General features: G+C 37.8%; 16 protein-coding genes and 2 pseudogenes. 13 read left to right on the forward strand and 5 right to left on the reverse strand.

The features are described from left to right. Positions 1-64: 64 nt before the first annotated feature. The gene (locus SB847_RS15980; RefSeq protein ID WP_007615031.1) at positions 65-517 is read right to left on the reverse strand and encodes a MarR family winged helix-turn-helix transcriptional regulator; all 453 of its coding nucleotides are present in this window, start codon (positions 515-517) and stop codon (positions 65-67) included. Positions 518-637: 120 nt separating this feature from the next. On the opposite strand from SB847_RS15980, the gene SB847_RS15985 reads away from it, so the two are divergent. Together SB847_RS15985 and SB847_RS15990 are read left to right on the forward strand one after the other, a co-directional pair. Next, positions 638-1,069 carry a GNAT family N-acetyltransferase gene (locus tag SB847_RS15985; protein WP_032875371.1) on the forward strand — a complete coding sequence of 144 codons (432 nt, stop codon included), beginning with the start codon at positions 638-640 and terminating at the stop codon, positions 1,067-1,069. 388 nt (positions 1,070-1,457) lie between these two features. Continuing rightward, positions 1,458-2,324: a DUF1259 domain-containing protein gene (locus SB847_RS15990; RefSeq protein WP_012118923.1), complete on the forward strand. Its 867-nt coding sequence runs from the start codon at positions 1,458-1,460 to the stop codon at positions 2,322-2,324. A 181-nt stretch (positions 2,325-2,505) separates the two neighbouring features. Here the strand turns inward: SB847_RS15990 and SB847_RS15995 are convergent, their stop codons facing one another. Continuing rightward, positions 2,506-2,907, reverse strand: a complete 402-nt coding sequence (locus SB847_RS15995) for a carboxymuconolactone decarboxylase family protein (RefSeq protein ID WP_007615035.1) — start codon at positions 2,905-2,907, stop codon at positions 2,506-2,508. A 104-nt stretch (positions 2,908-3,011) separates the two neighbouring features. After that, positions 3,012-3,920, reverse strand: coding sequence for a LysR family transcriptional regulator (locus SB847_RS16000; protein WP_044802304.1), 909 nt, complete (start codon positions 3,918-3,920; stop codon positions 3,012-3,014). Positions 3,921-4,038: 118 nt separating this feature from the next. On the opposite strand from SB847_RS16000, the gene SB847_RS16005 reads away from it, so the two are divergent. From SB847_RS16005 to SB847_RS16015, 3 genes and pseudogenes are all read left to right on the forward strand, one after another. Further along, entirely contained in the window at positions 4,039-4,824 is a 786-nt protein-coding gene (locus tag SB847_RS16005; protein ID WP_410578015.1) for a 3-hydroxybutyrate dehydrogenase, read from the forward strand. An 811-nt stretch (positions 4,825-5,635) separates the two neighbouring features. Continuing rightward, on the forward strand, positions 5,636-6,181 hold the full coding sequence (locus SB847_RS16010) for a hypothetical protein (protein WP_007615038.1): 546 nt from the start codon (positions 5,636-5,638) through the stop codon (positions 6,179-6,181). Between the two features lie 241 nt (positions 6,182-6,422). Next, positions 6,423-6,566, forward strand: a pseudogene (locus SB847_RS16015) (DUF255 domain-containing protein); the annotation flags it as partial. A gap of 42 nt (positions 6,567-6,608) precedes the next feature. Here the strand turns inward: SB847_RS16015 and pdxR are convergent. After that, the gene (gene pdxR / locus SB847_RS16020; protein ID WP_410564365.1) at positions 6,609-8,057 is read right to left on the reverse strand and encodes a MocR-like pyridoxine biosynthesis transcription factor PdxR; all 1,449 of its coding nucleotides are present in this window, start codon (positions 8,055-8,057) and stop codon (positions 6,609-6,611) included. Between the two features lie 127 nt (positions 8,058-8,184). Here pdxR and SB847_RS16025 point away from each other — a divergent pair, with 127 nt between their 5' ends. The 8 genes and pseudogenes from SB847_RS16025 to SB847_RS16060 all read left to right on the forward strand — a co-directional run bounded on the left by SB847_RS16025 (position 8,185) and on the right by SB847_RS16060 (position 17,634). Next, a complete protein-coding gene (locus SB847_RS16025) occupies positions 8,185-9,096 on the forward strand; it encodes a DMT family transporter (RefSeq protein ID WP_410564367.1) in 912 nt (303 codons plus the stop codon). A gap of 150 nt (positions 9,097-9,246) precedes the next feature. Further along, a pseudogene (locus tag SB847_RS16030) lies at positions 9,247-9,426 on the forward strand (DUF255 domain-containing protein); the annotation flags it as partial. Positions 9,427-9,631: 205 nt separating this feature from the next. Further along, positions 9,632-10,561 carry a restriction endonuclease gene (locus tag SB847_RS16035; protein ID WP_410564369.1) on the forward strand — a complete coding sequence of 310 codons (930 nt, stop codon included), beginning with the start codon at positions 9,632-9,634 and terminating at the stop codon, positions 10,559-10,561. Between the two features lie 262 nt (positions 10,562-10,823). Continuing rightward, entirely contained in the window at positions 10,824-11,384 is a 561-nt protein-coding gene (locus tag SB847_RS16040) for a recombinase family protein (protein WP_410564371.1), read from the forward strand. Between the two features lie 813 nt (positions 11,385-12,197). Beyond that, positions 12,198-13,013: an abortive infection family protein gene (locus SB847_RS16045; RefSeq protein ID WP_410564373.1), complete on the forward strand. Its 816-nt coding sequence runs from the start codon at positions 12,198-12,200 to the stop codon at positions 13,011-13,013. Between the two features lie 154 nt (positions 13,014-13,167). Further along, a complete protein-coding gene (locus tag SB847_RS16050) occupies positions 13,168-14,622 on the forward strand; it encodes an AAA family ATPase (protein ID WP_410564375.1) in 1,455 nt (484 codons plus the stop codon). Between the two features lie 14 nt (positions 14,623-14,636). Beyond that, the gene (locus SB847_RS16055) at positions 14,637-15,464 is read left to right on the forward strand and encodes an HNH endonuclease (RefSeq protein WP_410564377.1); all 828 of its coding nucleotides are present in this window, start codon (positions 14,637-14,639) and stop codon (positions 15,462-15,464) included. A 100-nt stretch (positions 15,465-15,564) separates the two neighbouring features. Further along, a complete protein-coding gene (locus SB847_RS16060; protein WP_410564379.1) occupies positions 15,565-17,634 on the forward strand; it encodes a thioredoxin domain-containing protein in 2,070 nt (689 codons plus the stop codon). On the opposite strand, the gene SB847_RS16065 is transcribed toward SB847_RS16060, so the two are convergent. After that, positions 17,631-18,527 carry a CPBP family intramembrane glutamic endopeptidase gene (locus tag SB847_RS16065; protein WP_410564381.1) on the reverse strand — a complete coding sequence of 299 codons (897 nt, stop codon included), beginning with the start codon at positions 18,525-18,527 and terminating at the stop codon, positions 17,631-17,633. The genes SB847_RS16060 and SB847_RS16065 overlap by 4 nt on opposite strands. Positions 18,528-18,725: the final 198 nt, after the last annotated feature.

Raw genomic sequence — 18,725 nt, forward strand, 5'->3', positions numbered from 1 at the left:
ACGTATCCATTTATGACTTTAATCATTCACAACGTAATCATTCACTAAAAGGAACTAATAACCATTAATAATCTCTTTTATTCCCCTTCTTCACATATTCCCAATCATGTTCTATATTTTTTCTCACCCGCTGAAGAAGGCTGAAAATGGTTTCTTTTTCCTCAGATGTAAAACCAGACAGGGCTACCTCCGCAGAATGCTCTCCTTCTCTTTGCAATAATGGATAAACCTTTCTCCCTTTTTCAGTCGGAAACAGCTTTTTTATTTTTTTATTTTGATCATCAGGACGCTTTTCAATAAACCCTTGTATTTCCAGTTTTTTGATTGCCCTCGCCGCTGTTGTTCGGTCGACTTTAATCATTTCCGCCACTTTTTCCTGTATCACTCCCGGGTTTTCACATATACGCACAAGGTAGAGATACTGCCCTTTTGTTAAGTCTAATTCCTTAAATTCAATATTGCTGATGGAATCCAGTGCCCGTGCGATCATGCCGATTTCCCGCAAAATATCAGTCATATCTTTTCAAACCCTTCATGTTTTTGTCGCATATGCAATATAATTGTTTTATCGTTACTTCTATAAGACCACAAGCAAGCCGTGCAGTCCAGACTAATATGTGAAAAGGATTGATTGATCATGAGGATAAAAAGAATAACAACGGAAATTGATTTGCAAGCAGCGCTTGAGATTAGAAAAGCAGTATTCATTGAGGAACAGCAAGTACCTGAATCCGATGAATTTGATCAGTTCGATACGCTTGGGGAACAGTGCGGGCATGTCTTGGTTTATCATGAAAGTCAGCCTGCCGGCACAGGACGCGTCCGCATTGTAAACCATACAGGCAAGCTCGAACGAATCTGCATCCTGAAGCCTTACCGCAAATACGGGTTGGGCAAAGTAATCATAAGCGAATTAGAAAACATGGTAAAAGAAAAAGGCATCACCCAATGTAAACTGCATGGACAAACACATGCGGAAGGCTTTTATCACAAACTGGGCTATCAGACAGATTCACCGGAATTTATGGAAGACGGCATCCCGCATGTCTTAATGACAAAAGAGCTGTGAGCTGTCACTAATGAGCAGCCAAACGGCTGTATGAATTATTTACCGAAAGCCTTGTATAAAGGCTTTTTTTCATATTCTGAAACTCAGTCACAACTATAAGGTATGTGTGCGCAGCCGGTGCTTGTCACAAATGGCCGCCACAAAAAAATCAAAGCTGGAATAAAACCACCAATTTATAATGTTTTCATTTCTTAAATAGTCCGATCAAAAGCTTTTAATCTATTAAAAATTAACAGTTAAAGAGATTATAAAAAAGGAAGAAAACCCCAAATTATGCAAGAAAGGCTGATTCTCTCTAATATGGACTGCTGACGCGTTACATTTTTTCTATCTTCACATATCTTTACTACTAAGTACGTTATAAATAGATTCCAGGAGGAGATATGAAGTGGAAGAAACGAGTATGGAGCCATCACGGCTCTGCAAAGAATTTGCTAGAATTCTCAATTCAACGCCCAGTGTCGTAAATGGCGTATGTACGGCGACAAGATTTCGAAGCAACATTCATCCGGTGGTACTCGGAAGAAGAGCTGAGGCATTTCCTTTTATTCCTCAGGCCTTTTCATTTGAAAGCATGGACCGGGAAGGCAGAGCTTTATGTTTAGGTGAGACTGTTTTACTGCAAGAAGAAGTGAATCCGTTAATGAGTGAGCTGCGCAAATTCGGTATCATCGTAACGGCCGTTCATAACCATTGGCTGTTTGATAAACCGCGTCTGATGTTTATGCATTTTGAATCAATTGATAAACCTCTCAATTTTGCAAGAAAAGTGAGAGAGGCCCTGAGGGTTCTGACTACTAAAACTGTGCGTGCGGTACCAAAAACTGACGGGGAAATGATTGAACGGCATGGTCTTTGTGACGAATTCAACGATATTCTAGGCGGAACCATGCATACGTTTGAAAATGGAATTTGTACAGTAATGAGATCACGAACAAATATAAAACCGGTTGTACTGGGACGGCCCGGAAGATCATTTTTGCTCATTCCGCAAATGTTTTCATTTGAATCAATGACAAAAGACGGCCGTGCTCTTTGCAGCGGAGAAACTGTAATTCTGCAAAAAGAAATCAATCCATTTATCAGCGTCCTTCGGAAACATGATCTGATTGTAACGTCACTTCACAATCACTGGCTGTTTGATAAACCGAGACTGATGTATATTCATTTCGAAGCGATTGATAAACCTGTCAACTTCGCCTTAAAAGTGAGAGATGCTTTAAAAGTGCTTACTGATAAAGAGGTCAAAGCTTAGCATGTTTCTAAGTATCAAAAAGCGATTAATATAATCGCTTTTACATATGATCAACCGAAAAACAAAAAAGAGGTCAGACATTTTAATGTTAAAAAACAGCCTTATAGGCTGTCGTTTTGCGTATATTCTATTGATGAGTTTATACTACTTCATCCCGCATTCCATACAAGCTCTTTATTTCTCAATGGCTTTCTACATGTCGTTGTGCAAACACCTTCTTAGCCACTGAAAGAGCATTAAGTACACGCGGGAAGCCTGTATAAGGAACCAATTGGGTGATACTCTCTACAATCTCAGTCGGTGTTAATCCGGATGTAAGCCCTGTATTGATATGAAGTTCAAGCTGAGGCTCGGTTCCTTGCGTTACAAGGGATGAAATGGTAACAAGCGCACGCTGTTGATTGGTTAATCCCGGCCGTGAATATATATCTCCGTAAGCAAATTCTATAATGTACTTACTTACATCTGGAGCGATATCTTTCAAGTCTTCAGAAATCTTTAAATGCGTAGAGATTTTATCATCGCTTGTTAAAGTGTACTCCATTAATTTGTCTAAACCTTGCTGGTAACGGCTTTGATCCATTTGAATTTCCTCCTGAAAGGTACTTATTTTCTGACATAAGATAATATATCGCAGCCCTCTCTAACCGTAAAATACATAAAAACTATAAAAACCATTCATTTTTTTCATGAGTGATCTTGATTTACGTAATTACTCTTACAAAAAAATGAAATATACCGGATAAATTCGCGTACTGCGTGTGAAACGTATTTACCTTTTTTTAAAATAATCGCCACTTTCCAAGGAATTGATGGATTAACAATGGAGATTGCCTTAACTAAACTTTGATCAGTCTTTTTCACTATAGACTGAGGGAAAATGGAGATACCTAGTTCTTCTCCAATCATTTCGCTGATAAAATCCCATTGAGAACTTTCATAAACAATATTTGGACGAAAACCGGCTCTAATACACTCTTGAATAATCCGATCGTGAAGAGAAAAGTCTTCACTAAACAGGATGAAAGGTTCATTTTTCAAGTCTTGCATTTCCACAATCTCTTTATGAACAAGCGGGTGAGCGGAATGAACGAAGAGCATCAGTTCTTCATTAAGCAATGGAATGATATCAAACTGCTCTTCGTCCACTGGTTCAATAACCACTCCAAGATCCAGTACTCCATCTTCAACCTCCTGTTTCACCTTGTTTCCCCCATGTTCTATCAGCTTGATGTTCACATCAGGATACAATTGTTTAAATCCTTTAATGATTTTAGGGAAAAACAAGACACCGATAAGCGGCGGTATTCCAATTTTCACTTTTCCTTTTTTTAAATGTAAAAGATCGTATAAGTTCGTCGACAAGTCATCTATTGACTTCATAATCATTTGGCCTTGCTCAAATACAATTTCGCCCGCATCTGTCAATGCGATCTGTCTAGCGGATCGATCAATGAGCTCAACCTTTAATTCCTCTTCCAAACTTTTAACCATCTTACTTAAGGCAGGCTGTGACAAATGCAGATTTTCTGATGCCTTAGTAAAACTGTTGGATTTAGCAACTTCAAGAAAGTAAGTGATTTGGCGTATATCCATCGTATGATCTCCATTCCATAAGTTTAACGAATACATTATATTCCTTTTATTCATTTTACTTATACAATTGCCGGGTGTAAACTTTTAGGAGACCAAAATGTTTCCTGGAGGGGTTACTATGAGTAAATTATTAGAAAGTAAAGTTGCTCTTGTTACAGGCGCGGCTAGCGGAATTGGTTTAGAAATTGCACGTGAATTCGCTAAAGAAGGCGCAAAAGTGGTAATTTCCGATTTGAACGAAAAAGCCGTGCATCATGCAGCTGAGGAACTTAAGGGACAAGGATACGAAGTCCTCTCTGCAGTTTGTGATGTAACAAACGAAGAACAAGTTGAAAAAAGTTTCTCTAAGACACTTGAAACCTTTGGGCGATTGGATATTCTGGTAAACAATGCGGGGATTCAGCATGTGTCGGATATAGAAAACTTCCCGACTGATAAATTTGAATTTATGCTGAAATTAATGCTTACTGCTCCTTTTAGTGCGACAAAAAGAGCGTTCCCTTTGATGAAAAAACAAAAATTTGGCCGCATCATCAATATGGCTTCCATAAATGGTTTAATTGGTTTTGCAGGGAAAGCAGCTTATTGCAGCGCTAAACACGGTTTGATCGGTTTAACTAAAGTATCAGCATTAGAAGGAGCGGAATACGGAATTACTGTCAACGCCTTGTGTCCGGGATATATCGACACTCCATTGGTGCAAAACCAGTTACAAGATATTGCAGAGACTAGAGGCATTTCTATAGAAAAGGTGTTTGAAGAAGTCATTTACCCCTTGGTTCCTCAAAAACGTTTGTTAACCGTGCAAGAAATCGCTGATTACGCAGTATTCCTCGCCAGTGACAAAACTAAAGGAGTTACAGGGCAGGCAGTCGTAATGGACGGCGGTTATACAGCCCAATAATCTGAATTTCATCTGCAGGAGTCATAGCGCTTTGGATTAAATGATTTACTCTTAAAGAACCAAGCCGCTGTTCTTCTAGGAGAGACATAGCCATACAGATTGAAGTTTGAATAAAAACAAGGAGAGCAGAAATTAACCTTTTTTTACATTTTGCATCTTAACTTAAGAAAAGCCGCTTTGTTGGCGGCTTTTTTATCCTGAATCCTTTAATGTGAGAATGTTAAAAAGCAGCGGAATAGTTGTTGTCTTGCAGAATGCGAAGAAGTTGTTGGGGTTCTTTTACAAAGTATGTCGGTGAAGCTGCAGATAAGTGTGTAAGATTCCCCTCTCCCCATAATGCGCCCGCCCTTTTCATCTTAGCAGCATGAGCATCCGGCAGAGTAGATTTAATGCTATTCTGCTTCAATTTTTCTTCAATTGTTGGTATTCTGGCAACGAAATCTTCATAACGCGGAATTGGTCAAACGGTATACTTAATTTTCCGGATACATATATAATCAAATTGAAAGAACGTTAGAAATAGTCGAAGAAAAAGCTGCAGCTGTAAACATACAATCTAAATGGACATTGATGGAGTATGCGTCGACAATATAACAATTAAATTAAATTAATTCAATTCGGTTCCTCTCTCCCTAAAGAAAAACTTGTGCCTAAAAATCAGTCACATCATCCATCTTCAGCCTCCAAACATTATCAAGCCTTGATGAGGCAAGCAAACACGGGGTATCATAGTAAAACACACCAAAAAAGATCTCATTATCCAAAGTCAGATTGAGTATTTTTAGTTGTATAAGATAAAGGAGGAAATAGATTGACTTTACATCATTTTATTGGGGCTGACAAAGAACTTCCTATTGGTGAGTATGGCAGGAATCCTACACTTAAGCCCATTTCTGAACTAAAAATAAAAGGAATTGATGTCAACAAATGCTCTCAAGTTAAAAAAAATCGAAAGAACAGCGAAAATTCACTTGTAAAGGTTTATGACACAGAGGAAGATGCATACGGAATTGATATTGTTCATTTAGATCCTGAATATGAAGCAGTCAGAAACAAATTCACACATCCTTATATATATGAATTACAAGGGTACTTACACGCCAACAATACACCTGGCCAACGTAAATCTATTAAATCACTTTTTCTTTTCATCGAAAAACACTTGTCAAAAGGTGAATCAATTGAAATATATTCCTGCTTAGACGGATATGAAGATGAAGATAAAGATGAAAGTATGGATGTCGTTATCAATTTAAATAATTCACAATTTGGAAAACATATAAAGTTTAAAGATATAAATCACCTTAGTCATATATTCTATTTGGAAGATAAACAATATGTATTAGTCAAGAAATAAACAAAAAATCCCAATTGAATAATTTTAATTTCATTTTTCAAAATGCACTTTTAATCCTGGTATGCTCAATATTCTTTGTATTTCTTTATCATCTTCAGTATCGATATAACTTTCTTCTTCATGAGAGCATGTTACCAACTACTCCTTTCCATCTTTAAAAAAAGACAAGAAAGAATAACTAAACAGCATTATGGTACAGTAAATCTATATCAACAAAATGCGAATGAAAGCAGGTGACCCCATGCCAAACAATAGTAAACCCAACAGTTTAACCACGGAGAAGTCCCCCTATCTACTCCAACACGCCCACACCCCCATAAACTGGCACCCTTGGGAAGAAGAAGCATTTGAAAAAGCGAAACGCGAAAACAAGCCGATTCTTGTCATTGATAGCATGTCTCTTTCTATTAAAGTAATCATTATATATTTATCTGCTTGCCAATTCTTTAATCATCAAACCCAATTCATAAATTCCCTTTTGAAGGTCTTCAAGAGATGCATAAGCATATGATAAGCGAATATAATTCCCTTTTTCTTGAGCATAGATACTGCCGAGATTGAGAAGTATCCCTTTTGTCAAAGCTTTTGTATAAAGTAATTTCATAGATAGTGGAGGCAATATTTTTACCCAGACAAAGAATCCTCCCTTCGGCATATTCCATGCAGCGACATTCTTCAAATTGGTTTCTAAAAGACTCATGACCAATTGTCTTCTCACCTTTAATTGCCTTCTCACCTGTTCTAGATGTTGCTGGTATTCACCGGATGTAAACCACTCTGCCGCTACTCTCTGGGATAACGAACTGGAGCCGTAATCTGTTTGCATTTTTATGTCGGATAAACGTTCAATCACTGGTTCCGGACCGACGATCCATCCAATCCTCAAACCCGGACTTAATGTTTTCGATAAACTGCCTATGTAAAGCACATGCCCATTTTTATCAATTGTTTTAATAGGATCTGGAGGAATCTCATCTATCCATAACTCACGATAAATGTCATCTTCAATAATGGGAAGCTGTGCATTCTCACTTGCCGCAAGGATTTCTTCTCGTCGCCGTTCTGACATTAAAATACCTGTCGGGTTATGAAAACAAGGATTTGTATATAAGATAGCCCTCCCCCGCTCCCCCCTTGCCATGTGGATATGTTCAGGCAAAAGTCCATCATTATCCATAGGAACTCCAGTCAGCTTCATCCCGGCTGACTGAAATACATGCAGCGAATAAAGATAAGACGGCTGATCGAGAAATACGGTCGATCCCCTTTGTAAAAGCCCCATTGATATAAGCTGTATGGCTTGCAGTGCGCCCGAAACAATAAGAATGGAAGAAGGAGAAGCTTGAATGCCGATTGTTCTTAAATAGCCGCTTAATGCCTCTCTCAAAGGTAAATATCCTTTTGGTTCCTCATATCCGAATGCCTCTATGTTTTGAGATACTTTTCCCATCATCTTTTTCATAGCAGCTAAAGGAAAAATCTCATGTGAAAGTTCTCCTTTACTGAGCTGTATAAGATCAGAATTTGATTCTGATTTATTGATCTCTTGAACGATTTTTTGGCTTGGCTGCTGGATTCCGGAGGTTACATACTGATCCCAATCAGGGGCGGAATTCTTAGCCAAAAGTGTCCATGTATTGTTCGTAACAACTGTCCCTTTGCCCATTCTGCCTTCGATTAATCCATCCGCCATCAATTCCTCTAAAGCTGTAATGACTGTGCTCCTATTCACCTCAAAGTGTTTGGCAAGCGTGCGCTGGCTTGGAATCTTACTTCCAATCGGCCATTCTCCATTTCCTATTTTCTCTTTTATAAATTGAATGATTTGTATGTACTTAGGAAGCTTTTTCATCTTTTTTTCTTCTGGAGCGCTCATAAAAAGTATCCTCCTTAAAGTGGTTGGATCAAAATCTATTTAACTGGTTGAAGTCATATCATCAAATCTTTATTAATATAGAACACATTAAATAACTGGTTGGTTTTTGTAAAGAGGAGTGAGAAGGATGCGAAAGAAAACAGTTCGAATCGGCATATCTTACAGTCTGATGATTGGGTTGTGGGCATCAGCTTTCCCGGGAATTCGCGCGGGTTTGGAGAGTTACACACCGGAACACCTCGCTTTGTTTCGCTTGTTGATTGGGTCAATGGCACTGGTGGTTTTTGCTGTTTTGACTCATATGCGTTTACCTGACATGAAGGATATCCCTGCTATTTTATCTTTAGGATTTTTAGGTTTTGCACTATATCACATTTTGCTGAATATCGGAGAAAAAACAGTCAGCGCAGGGGTAGCAAGCTTACTCGTGACCATGACACCTATTTTTTCTGCAATGTTATCTCGTCTTTTTTTTGGTGAACATTTTGGGCTTTATAAATGGATTGGCTCTATCATAAGTTTATTGGGTGTGTCGATCATTTCATTTGGGGCAGGAAACTATACTCATTCAGCAAAAGGCATTCTTTTCATTCTGCTGGCTGCTTTTTCAGAGAGTATCTATTTTGTCTTTCAAACTCGCTATATAAAAAAGTATGGTTTTATTCCATTCGTTACATTCACTATTTGGGGCGCGACAATACCTATGCTTGTATTTCTGCCTGGCTTAGGGGAAGAGTTTTTGAACGCTTCAATGAACTCAACATTGTCTATCGTTTACTTAGGCTTATTACCAACGGTTGTGCCTTACTTTGCACTTGCGTATGTCACTTCACTCGTCGGTGCTTCAGAAGCAACCATTTCACTTTATTTAACACCCGCTATAGCCTTGGTCATTTCTTGGGTGTGGTTAGGTGAAGTACCCACGTTTATTGCACTGACAGGCGGGATGGTTACAGTCGCCGGGGTGTGTTTCACTTATCTAACAGTAAATAAAATGATAAAGATTTTAAATCCTTACTTCTTATCTAAAAAGCAATAAGGAAAGATGAAGTTTAACCCTGAAAATAGAGTCATAAGCAGTTCTCCTTTTTAATGACTTGGGTGTGGTTCACAAAGTTGAGTGTCTGAATTTTTTTAGAGGATTGTGGTATGTTAAACGTACAAATATGAATAGAAAGCAGGTGAGCCCATGCCAAACAATAGCAAACCCAACAGCTTAATCACAGAGAAGTCACCGTACTTACTTCAACACGCCCACAATCCAGTCAACTGGCACCCTTGGGGAGAAGAAGCCTTCGAAAAAGCAAAACGCGAAAACAAGCCGGTTCTTGTCAGCATCGGCTATTCGACGTGTCACTGGTGCCATGTCTATTAGAATATCCAAAAGTGTAGTGAATATAACCCCTAATAGACAATCCTCTTCCATCACATGTTATTCCATATTATTATAAGAATAGAGCTCTCTTTGTTTGAGCTCTATTTCTTTTTATTGTTGAATAATAGACTACTTTAATATTCATTGGTAGTATGCATGATAAAAAATAATAAATTGCAAGTTATCGGGGGGATTTTTAGTGAGTAATGTAATATTTATACCTCATTTAATTAAAGAAGGTAAAATGACGCTAGAGAAATGGATTGAGTTAATGAATTCTGATAAAGGAGACAGAATATTTCCAAATAATTGTTTCCCTTCTGATGATTATTTAAACCAATACATAAATAAAATTGATCATTATAGTATTCAAGAATTTAAGAACTTACTCAGAATGCTACTTGTTCATTCAGGGAACTACGGAATAGATAATTATAATGCGATGGTTTATGGTGTGAAAAAAATGAAAGAATATCCAAATGAGTTTTATCGTCGCTATTATGAAACTGGCTATGCTTATGAAGGAATAACATGGATACTAGATTTGTTATTACATTTTTCACCTAAAACAGCCCTTGAAGTTATAGAAGCTTATCAAAAAGCGCATTTCATGACATTACCAGATATGGCCATGAATGGACTTTATGATGCACAAGTATTAATTAGAGCCAGATATCTTCGAAATGATTATAGTGTTGACACTTTACTAAGCCTTAGTCCTCGTGAATTCGAGTATTTAATTGCTAAGCTATACAAATCTTTAGGATATGATGTACAACTTACTCCATCTTCTAACGATGGGGGGAAGGATGTTATTGCTAAAAATCAAGAGATTGGTAGAAAGGAAAGACTATTTATTGAATGTAAAAGATACAAAACGAATGTACGTGTAGACAAGGCAAGAGCTTTATTGGGGTCTATAACACATGCAAAAGCAACAAAAGGCGTTTTGATTGGTGCTAAGGGTTTTACTAGAGGGACTATAAATTTTGCAAAGGAAAATCCAAGTGTGGAATTAATAGGAGGACAAGAATTACTTCATTTCCTTGATGAGAACTTGGGAAAGAATTGGTTTGACCTTATACCTAAATATATAAAAGAGTTAAAAGAAAATAGTAATAATCATTAAATAATAAGAAAATTAAATTAAAAATGAGTTAAGAAATATAATAGTCATTGTATGATAATTACCCACACTTTAAAAAATAGTATCATTTTTCAATATTCCTTTTTTTACTGAAAAAGCACAATCTGCCTTCAACTTTTCCTTTTCCATTACTTCCTCCAAAAATTTATAAGTTAGCAGTTATCCAATAAAACTTCACAAACGTAATTATCATGATACTTCTGTTATTATAAAAATCATATTAACAATTCAAGGATGGGTTAATATGGAACTGAAAGACAAAATAAAACGAGTCGCCATATACCTCAGAAAATCGCGCAATAACGAAGGCGAAGAAACTGAAAAAACGCTAGCAAAACACAGAAAATGCTTGTTAGATATTGCAGAAAAAAACAACTGGGAGAGCAAATTATTTCAAGAAGTCGGAAGTTCAATGGATGAAAATCGATCAGAGTATCAAAAAATGATCTGCGAAATTAAAGAAAACCTTTTTGATGCTGTTTTATCTGTTAACCTTACACATGTTACTAGAGATGATGCTGAAACACCTAAATTTATGAGTTTATTAAGACAAGAAGATTGGCAAGCGTTAAAGTGCACTGGGTTCGTAAATAACTGGGAGTATGAAAATATAAAGGCGCAGCTAAGGAAAGGAAAAAAGGATATGGCAAAGGGTGTCAAGTTGGCTTTTCAGTTAGTTTTAGATGGAATGGGTGTCGATAATATTGCTATAAATCTAAACCAGTTAGGTTATCGAACTAAAAGAGGGAATTTATTTAGTGGAAAAAGCATTGAAAGAATGGTCCGTTCTGAAATTTACAAATGATAGATAGTGTCCAACTGATTAAAAGGAAGGAATACTCACCAAGGGAAAATAAGATCTAAAGAACAATGGATTATTGTTAAGGATGCAATAAAACCTTGCGTTATTGATGAAAAAATGTGGGACTTAGCCAATGAAAAATTGACCCAGAGACAAAGCCTTGCCCAACGAAGACACGGTTTATCAAGTTTGATTAAATGTGCATTATGCTGAAGAACTCACTCAGTGACCATTAGAAAAGATCGAAAACAGAAAAAGGAACTTAAATCTTGCAATAGGAAAGACCCAGGCAACAGTTGCTATAACAGAGGCTTAAATTATAATTCTATGATGGATCTCATAATAACCTTAGGCGGGAAGAAATAATTGCTGAACGCCTTTAGATTCTAAGGCAATCAAAATACAAATGATTGATGAACGGATGAAGAAAGTTGAAAAAGCACTGAAAATGCTTCAAATACAATTAGAGGAAGGATTTTTTTCTTTATGGTGGTATACCATGAATTCAACTTAGATATTAAAATTTCATACGGAATCCTTTCTTTTTTTATAGATGTATGATCCAAGAAAATCTCACCTCGCAGCTTTACGATATTATTCAAACATTTACATTAATTTCATTATGTTAGATCAATAAAGCCATTTACAATTCTTAATGTAAAAGGGTACATTTAGGCTATCTACTTGCGTGTTATTTGCGGGGATAGCAATACTTTTGAGACTTGACAGTGCTAAGCTCAACCATCACTAAAATTGTGGTAGAGTAATAACCAGAAGAAAAAAATGGCATTCAAGAAACTAGGCGGGGGGATTTTTTTGAGAAATAATACTCTTTATTTATTAGAACGCTGCAAAGAAGGTTTGAGAAAAACATTTGAAAAATTCTACGAAGAGACATCACAATTTGACTTTGAAAAATATTTTACCAATGATGAATTTAAGAAAGCTAGGATCAGCATTCTAAAAATTTATGATGAAATGAATGTTGCAGTTCCACCTATATTTAAAAAATGTAGAACTATTGAAGAGTTCATTCAATTTTTAGAGCTAGATACATACGGTTCTACAGAATACATGGAAAATTTAGGGTTTATAACTTCTGAATTTAACACCTTAATAGATTATGTGGAGCTAAAAAGCATAGAAGTACAAATTGTTGAAGTACAATGTAACGTTCCTGATAGGCTAAATTACGATTCAATCATAGAGGATATAAAAAAGTGTGAAAATAGAATTGATGATGGTGATTACTCTGGTGCTATTACATCTGCAAAATCACTATTAGAAGGGGTTTGCAAAGAGTTATTTTATATAATAGAAGGTACAGAAGCTGATAAAAATTTGAAATTCCCGGAATTGTTTAAAAAAGTTAAAGAACATTTAGGTTTAGTCCCCCAAAAACAGACCCTTGAAAAATCACTAAAGGAAGTAGCTTCTGGCCTAAATAAAGTCGTTCAAGGAATTAATGAAATTAGAAATATTAGTGGTGATGGACACACTCGAACAAAGAATCCAAGCAAGCACCATGCTGTACTAGCCGTAAATTCAGCTAAGACAGTTGTCAGTTTTTTATTTGATACTTATCAATATCAATTAGACCGTGGCACCCTTAAACAATACAAGAAAGTGTAAAGTTTAAATATCAAGAAGTATTCATAATCCCCAAACCTCTTTTAAATCTTTAGCAAACAAAAGAAGTAGCGCACGAAGAGTAAGGTTTGACTTCTTATGAAATGCTTTCAGTTCTATTTAGATAATTAGAAGATTTAATTTAAAAGGAGAACATATGCAGTTTTATAATAGTTACTATATCCCGGATAACCCTGAGTACCCTTGTATACATCTAAAAAGTGATAACTGGAACGATTATGGTTATCAAACAAGTTTTTATATTACGTATTATGACGAAAATGGTACTGAACTTTCATTAGGCATTGTAAAAATTCTTGAAATTGATGACTCTACAACAACTAAGATACCTTCCAACTTTACAAAGTTAGACGACCGCTATACCTCCTTGGGTCAGACAATGGAATATTATCGTAAAATAAATGCTTTGGAAAAAGGCGAGGAAATTTTAAACGCTCTAAATGATGTTATTAAGAAGCCCCATACTCTAGATCAATTCAGAGAATTAGAAGGATTTGAAAACTCACTATTAAGGAACTCTGAAGCAAGGCTAGTTTTGAATAAGGCAACTAGTATTTTAACTAATGAGGATATAGAATATCCCGAAATAGGTAAGGTGTTTTTTGAGTGTCAGCTTCCCAATGCTGAAACATCTCATAAAATTGTATTTGATTTTGAGAAACATAAATTTTTGCCCTATAGAATAAATGCTTTGATAGGCAAAAATGGAACAGGAAAAACAGAAGTATTAGCCCATCTAGCAAATACAATAAGTAGAAACTATAATGATCGTGAAGAAGAAGGAGTCTTAAACATAATTAATAAGGACGGATCAATAAATTATGAGGTAGGACCGTTATTCAGTAGAGTTATTACAGTTTCAATGAGTTCATTTGACCATTTTAATAGAGTAATTTCCTCTAAATATACAAGCTATAAATATTGTGGAATTAGAGATAGGGAAGGCAACATAAATTTAGATGATATGAGAAAAAGGTTAACTAGATCTTATTTGGATCTAAAAAGTTTAAATAGAGAAGCAATATGGAAAGAAATACTTTCGGAAACAGTTGATAGCCAAACAATTGATATTTATAAAAAGTTTTTATCCTCAACTGTTGATGATGAAAATAAATTGAGTTCCGGACAGACAATGATGCTATTAGTTATTACAAATATTGTTTCTTTCATTCAAGATAATACCCTAATACTGTTTGATGAACCTGAATTATACCTTCATCCAAACGCTATCTCAGGTCTAATTAAAATGATTTATCGTATATTAGAAGAGTTTAACTCGTACGCTGTAATAGCAACTCACTCTCCTAAAATAATACAAGAGATCCCATCTAGATATGTAAGGGTTTTTAGAAGAATTGATAACCGAACAACAATTGATCAGTTGCAAATAGAAAGCTTCGGAGAAAATCTAACGGTAATTACAAATGAAGTATTTAGTGTAGAAGAAGATAAGTTTTTGTACAAAGATATCATGGATAAACTCTCGAATGAATTAAGTTTTAATCAAGTGAATGAGATGTTTGATCATAAGCTCAGTCTAAATGCCAGATTTTATTTAAAAAGTCTTTATAGAAGACAGCAGGATAAATAGGAGTTGCACCTAGTATGCGTAACTTAGTATCAATACATGAAAACTACCTTGATAGATACATTAGTATTGCAAATAGCAAGAGAAACACAAATAAAGACACGTTGCTCTCTTTAAAAAATAAGATATCAAAATCCTATCAGAGATATTTAGAACTTCTAGGTAATTTAGAAGAAATCGAAAAAAGAGAATTCGCGGATCAAGAAATTGCTGCACTTCTTCATTCATATAATAATAGCACTAAACCATTAAATGAAATTACAGAAAAAATCTCCACTATGCAACCAAAGGAATTTGGAGCAACATGTCAATACTGCGGGATTGGGGAACCTAATACAAGCGATCACTATATACCTAAAGAGTCTTTTCCAGAGTTTTGTGTTTTTCCATTGAATTTAGTACCTTGCTGTCCAGTATGTAATACAAAAAAGGGATCAAAATGGCTTGTTGAAAAGGAAAGACAATTTGTGAACTTATATTTTGATTATATCCCTCGTAACATTAGATTCTTACACGCAAATATTGAATATAACGGGGAGGAAGCATCCATAAGTTTTTTTATTGAAAGACCTTTAAATTTTAATGCGAAATTGTATAGGATAATTAATAATCACTATTATAATCTCGGCCTTTTCACACGCTATATTAAAAAGTCAAATGAATATATTTCAGAAATTGAGACGTCGATAATACACTCCTCGTTTATCGATAGAGAGGAAATAAAAAATGAACTAATCGCTGAATCCCTTAAATTCCGTAAACTTTTTGGGGCTAATTATTATAAAGTTGTTATTTGTGAAGCACTTATTAAGTGTGATGCGTTTATAAATTCATTTGTCAAATAACTATCCACAGTATAATTTTAAAAATGTGACTTTTTCCTTTGAATAGTGGATAGATTAAACAAGATGTTATTAATCATATTTCTTGAAAGAAGGTGAGCCCATGCCAAACAATAGCAAACCCAACAGTTTAATCACGGAGAAGTCACCGTACTTACTTCAACACGCCCACAATCCAGTAAACTGGCACCCTTGGGGAGAAGAAGCCTTCGAAAAAGCGAAACGCGAAAACAAGCCGGTTCTTGTCAGCATCGGCTATTCGACTTGTCATTGGTGCCACGTAATGGCCCACGAATCTTTTGAGGACGAAGAGATCGCCGGTATGTTAAACGATAAATTCATAGCCATCAAGGTTGATCGTGAGGAGCGCCCTGATGTGGATTCCGTGTATATGAGAATCTGCCAGCTGATGACGGGGCAGGGCGGGTGGCCGCTGAACGTGTTCGTCACACCAGATCAGAAGCCGTTTTATGCGGGGACGTATTTTCCGAAGACGAGCAAATTTAACCGTCCGGGCTTTATCGATGTGCTTGAACATCTGTCCGAAACATTTGCGAATGACCGGCAGCATGTCGAGGATATCGCTGAAAACGCCGCCGCTCATCTTGAAGTCAAGGTTCACCCGGCTGAGGGCATGCTTGGCGAACAGGCGGTTCATGACACGTATCGCCAGCTGGCCGGCGGGTTTGATACGGTGTACGGCGGGTTCGGCCAGGCTCCGAAATTTCCGATGCCGCATATGCTCATGTTTCTGCTTCGCTACTACAGCTATACGGGCAAGGAACAGGCTTTGGCCGGCGTAACCAAGACACTCGACGGCATGGCGAACGGCGGAATTTTTGACCACATCGGGTTCGGATTCGCCCGCTACTCGACTGATAATGAATGGCTCGTGCCGCATTTTGAGAAAATGCTGTATGACAACGCCCTTCTCCTGACTGCCTATACGGAAGCCTATCAAGTCACGGGTAATGAGCGCTACAAACAGATTGCGATGCAGATCGTAACGTTTATTCAGCGGGAAATGATGCATGAAGACGGCAGCTTTTTCTCAGCTTTAGATGCTGATACCGAAGGCCGTGAGGGGAAATATTACATATGGTCCAAAAAAGAAATCATGAATCTTCTCGGTGATGAACTCGGCCCGCTTTATTGCAAGGTGTATAACATCACAGATCAAGGCAATTTTGAAGGCGAAAACATCCCGCACCTCATTTTCACGCGGCGCGAGGCCATCCTCGAAGAGACCGGCCTCACCGGACATGAGCTGGCCGAACGCCTTGAAGAGGCAAGAACAAAATTGCTGGAAGCGCGTGAAAACAGAAGCTATCCGCATACAGATGACAAAGTGCTGACCTCATGGAACGCGCTCATGATTGCCGGGCTGGCTAAAGCCGCAAAGGTATTTCACGAGCCTGACTTTCTCAGCATGGCGGAAACAGCCATCCGCTTTCTCGAACGGTACCTCATGCCGGACGGGCGCGTCATGGTCCGCTATCGCGAGGGCGAAGTGAAAAACAAAGGGTTTATCGATGATTACGCTTTTCTCATCTGGGCTTACCTTGAATTGTATGAGGCGGGTTTTCATCCGTCTTATCTGCAGAAAGCGAAAACGTTATGTACAAGCATGCTGGAGCTGTTCTGGGATGAACGGCACGGAGGTTTCTTCTTTACGGGGAATGATGCTGAGACCCTTCTTGTCAGGGAAAAAGAGGTTTATGACGGGGCCGTGCCTTCCGGAAACAGCGCGGCTGCCGTACAGCTGCTTCGTCTCGGCCGCCTGACGGGTGATATATCACTGATTGAAAAAGCCGAAGCGATGTTTTCCGTGTTCAAACGGGAAATAGAGGCCTATCCGAGCAGCAACGCTTTCTTCATGCAAAGCGTACTGGCACATACAATGCCCCAAAAAGAAATTGTTGTTTTCGGAAGGAAAGATGACCCGGACAGAAAACGTTTCATTGAGGCGCTTCAGGAGCATTTCACTCCCGCCTATACGATTCTCGCCGCAGAACATCCGGATGAGCTTGTTGGCATTTCTGACTTTGCCGCGGGTTATCAAATGATTGATGGGAAGACAACGGTCTACATTTGTGAGAATTTCGCCTGCCGGAGGCCGACGACGGATATTGATGAAGCGATGAACACCTTACAAATCAGCAGCAGAGCCTAGGCGGCCTGCTGCTTTTCTTTTTTCATAAAACGGAACGCGAGCCATACGAAGATGATATTGATCACCAGAGTCGATATGCAATCATATATTTCATAGCCGCCGGCTGCTGTTGTAAATACCGACGGAATGCCGCCGTACACCGAATGATCTTCTGTGAGAAAGATAAATAAAAACATATTATTGGCAGCGTGACCGCCAAGAGACATCTCCAGACTGCCCGTTTTAATCGTGATAAAGGTCCAGATCATGCCGATGGTGACATATCCGATTCCCGCCCAGAGAGCTCCATTTTCCATCTCCGGATTTCCGAAATGAAGTGCGCCGAATAATCCGCCGATAATGACTGTCAGAACCACCGCGTTTGCCGTCAATTTTCCGGCGAACTGAAGCAGAAAACCGCGAAAGAGAAATTCCTCCGCAGAGGTTTGAATCGGCACCAATAAGACGGCCGCCGCTAACAGGAGCAGAAAACGTGAAGCATGGAATTCCTGAAGCGAGAAACGATCCGGATGAATTGTAAAATCAATCAGCCCCGCGATAAACATCAGCACAACATATGTGCCGAATCCAAAGAAAATTCTCTTCCAGTTCAGCGATTGATTCGGTGTGATGATGGATAAAAACCGCCGTTTCATAATGAAACGAACCGCTATCCAAATGCCCGGGATCGCTATGAAATAGACGATATGCTGTAAATAAATATCCGCCAGCGGGTCACTTAATGCCCCCTCATCCCAATTTATCGTCAGTGAAGGATTGAAAGCGGACGTGAGAAACATATAAAACACGGTCAGTATGCTTCCGAAAAAGAACAAACCCACAATGACCAACAGAGAAAGAAGATATCTCCATACGCTATTTCTTCCCTCTGCGGGCCGTACAAACGTATTCATATTTATGCATCAACTTCCTTTCCTTCAACATTTTACAATATAAACAAAAACAGATATAGGAAATGTTATATATTTTAAGAAGAAAGCGCTATGCCGTTTCCTTTGGCTCTGGTTATTTACACTCTGTTTTTGCCAAAAAAAGACCTTTATAATGTATTCGTCAGATAAATTAACAGTATTTTCTGATTACAATTGCAA

Origin of the sequence: Bacillus sp. SIMBA_026 (genome assembly GCF_046535335.1) — a bacterium.
In the GTDB taxonomy this organism is placed as follows: domain Bacteria; phylum Bacillota; class Bacilli; order Bacillales; family Bacillaceae; genus Bacillus; species Bacillus velezensis.

Excerpts from the sequence above, each read along its gene's own strand:
- SB847_RS15980 (WP_007615031.1), bottom strand. The coding sequence starts at position 517 with ATGACTGATATTTTGCGGGAAATCGGCATGATCGCACGGGCACTGGAT.
- SB847_RS15985 (WP_032875371.1), top strand. The coding sequence starts at position 638 with ATGAGGATAAAAAGAATAACAACGGAAATTGATTTGCAAGCAGCGCTT.
- SB847_RS15995 (WP_007615035.1), bottom strand. The coding sequence starts at position 2,907 with ATGGATCAAAGCCGTTACCAGCAAGGTTTAGACAAATTAATGGAGTAC.
- SB847_RS16000 (WP_044802304.1), bottom strand. The coding sequence starts at position 3,920 with ATGGATATACGCCAAATCACTTACTTTCTTGAAGTTGCTAAATCCAAC.
- SB847_RS16005 (WP_410578015.1), top strand. The coding sequence starts at position 4,039 with ATGAGTAAATTATTAGAAAGTAAAGTTGCTCTTGTTACAGGCGCGGCT.
- pdxR (WP_410564365.1), bottom strand. The coding sequence starts at position 8,057 with ATGAGCGCTCCAGAAGAAAAAAAGATGAAAAAGCTTCCTAAGTACATA.
- SB847_RS16025 (WP_410564367.1), top strand. The coding sequence starts at position 8,185 with ATGCGAAAGAAAACAGTTCGAATCGGCATATCTTACAGTCTGATGATT.
- SB847_RS16040 (WP_410564371.1), top strand. The coding sequence starts at position 10,824 with ATGGAACTGAAAGACAAAATAAAACGAGTCGCCATATACCTCAGAAAA.
- SB847_RS16050 (WP_410564375.1), top strand. The coding sequence starts at position 13,168 with ATGCAGTTTTATAATAGTTACTATATCCCGGATAACCCTGAGTACCCT.
- SB847_RS16055 (WP_410564377.1), top strand. The coding sequence starts at position 14,637 with ATGCGTAACTTAGTATCAATACATGAAAACTACCTTGATAGATACATT.
- SB847_RS16060 (WP_410564379.1), top strand. The coding sequence starts at position 15,565 with ATGCCAAACAATAGCAAACCCAACAGTTTAATCACGGAGAAGTCACCG.
- SB847_RS16065 (WP_410564381.1), bottom strand. The coding sequence starts at position 18,527 with ATGAATACGTTTGTACGGCCCGCAGAGGGAAGAAATAGCGTATGGAGA.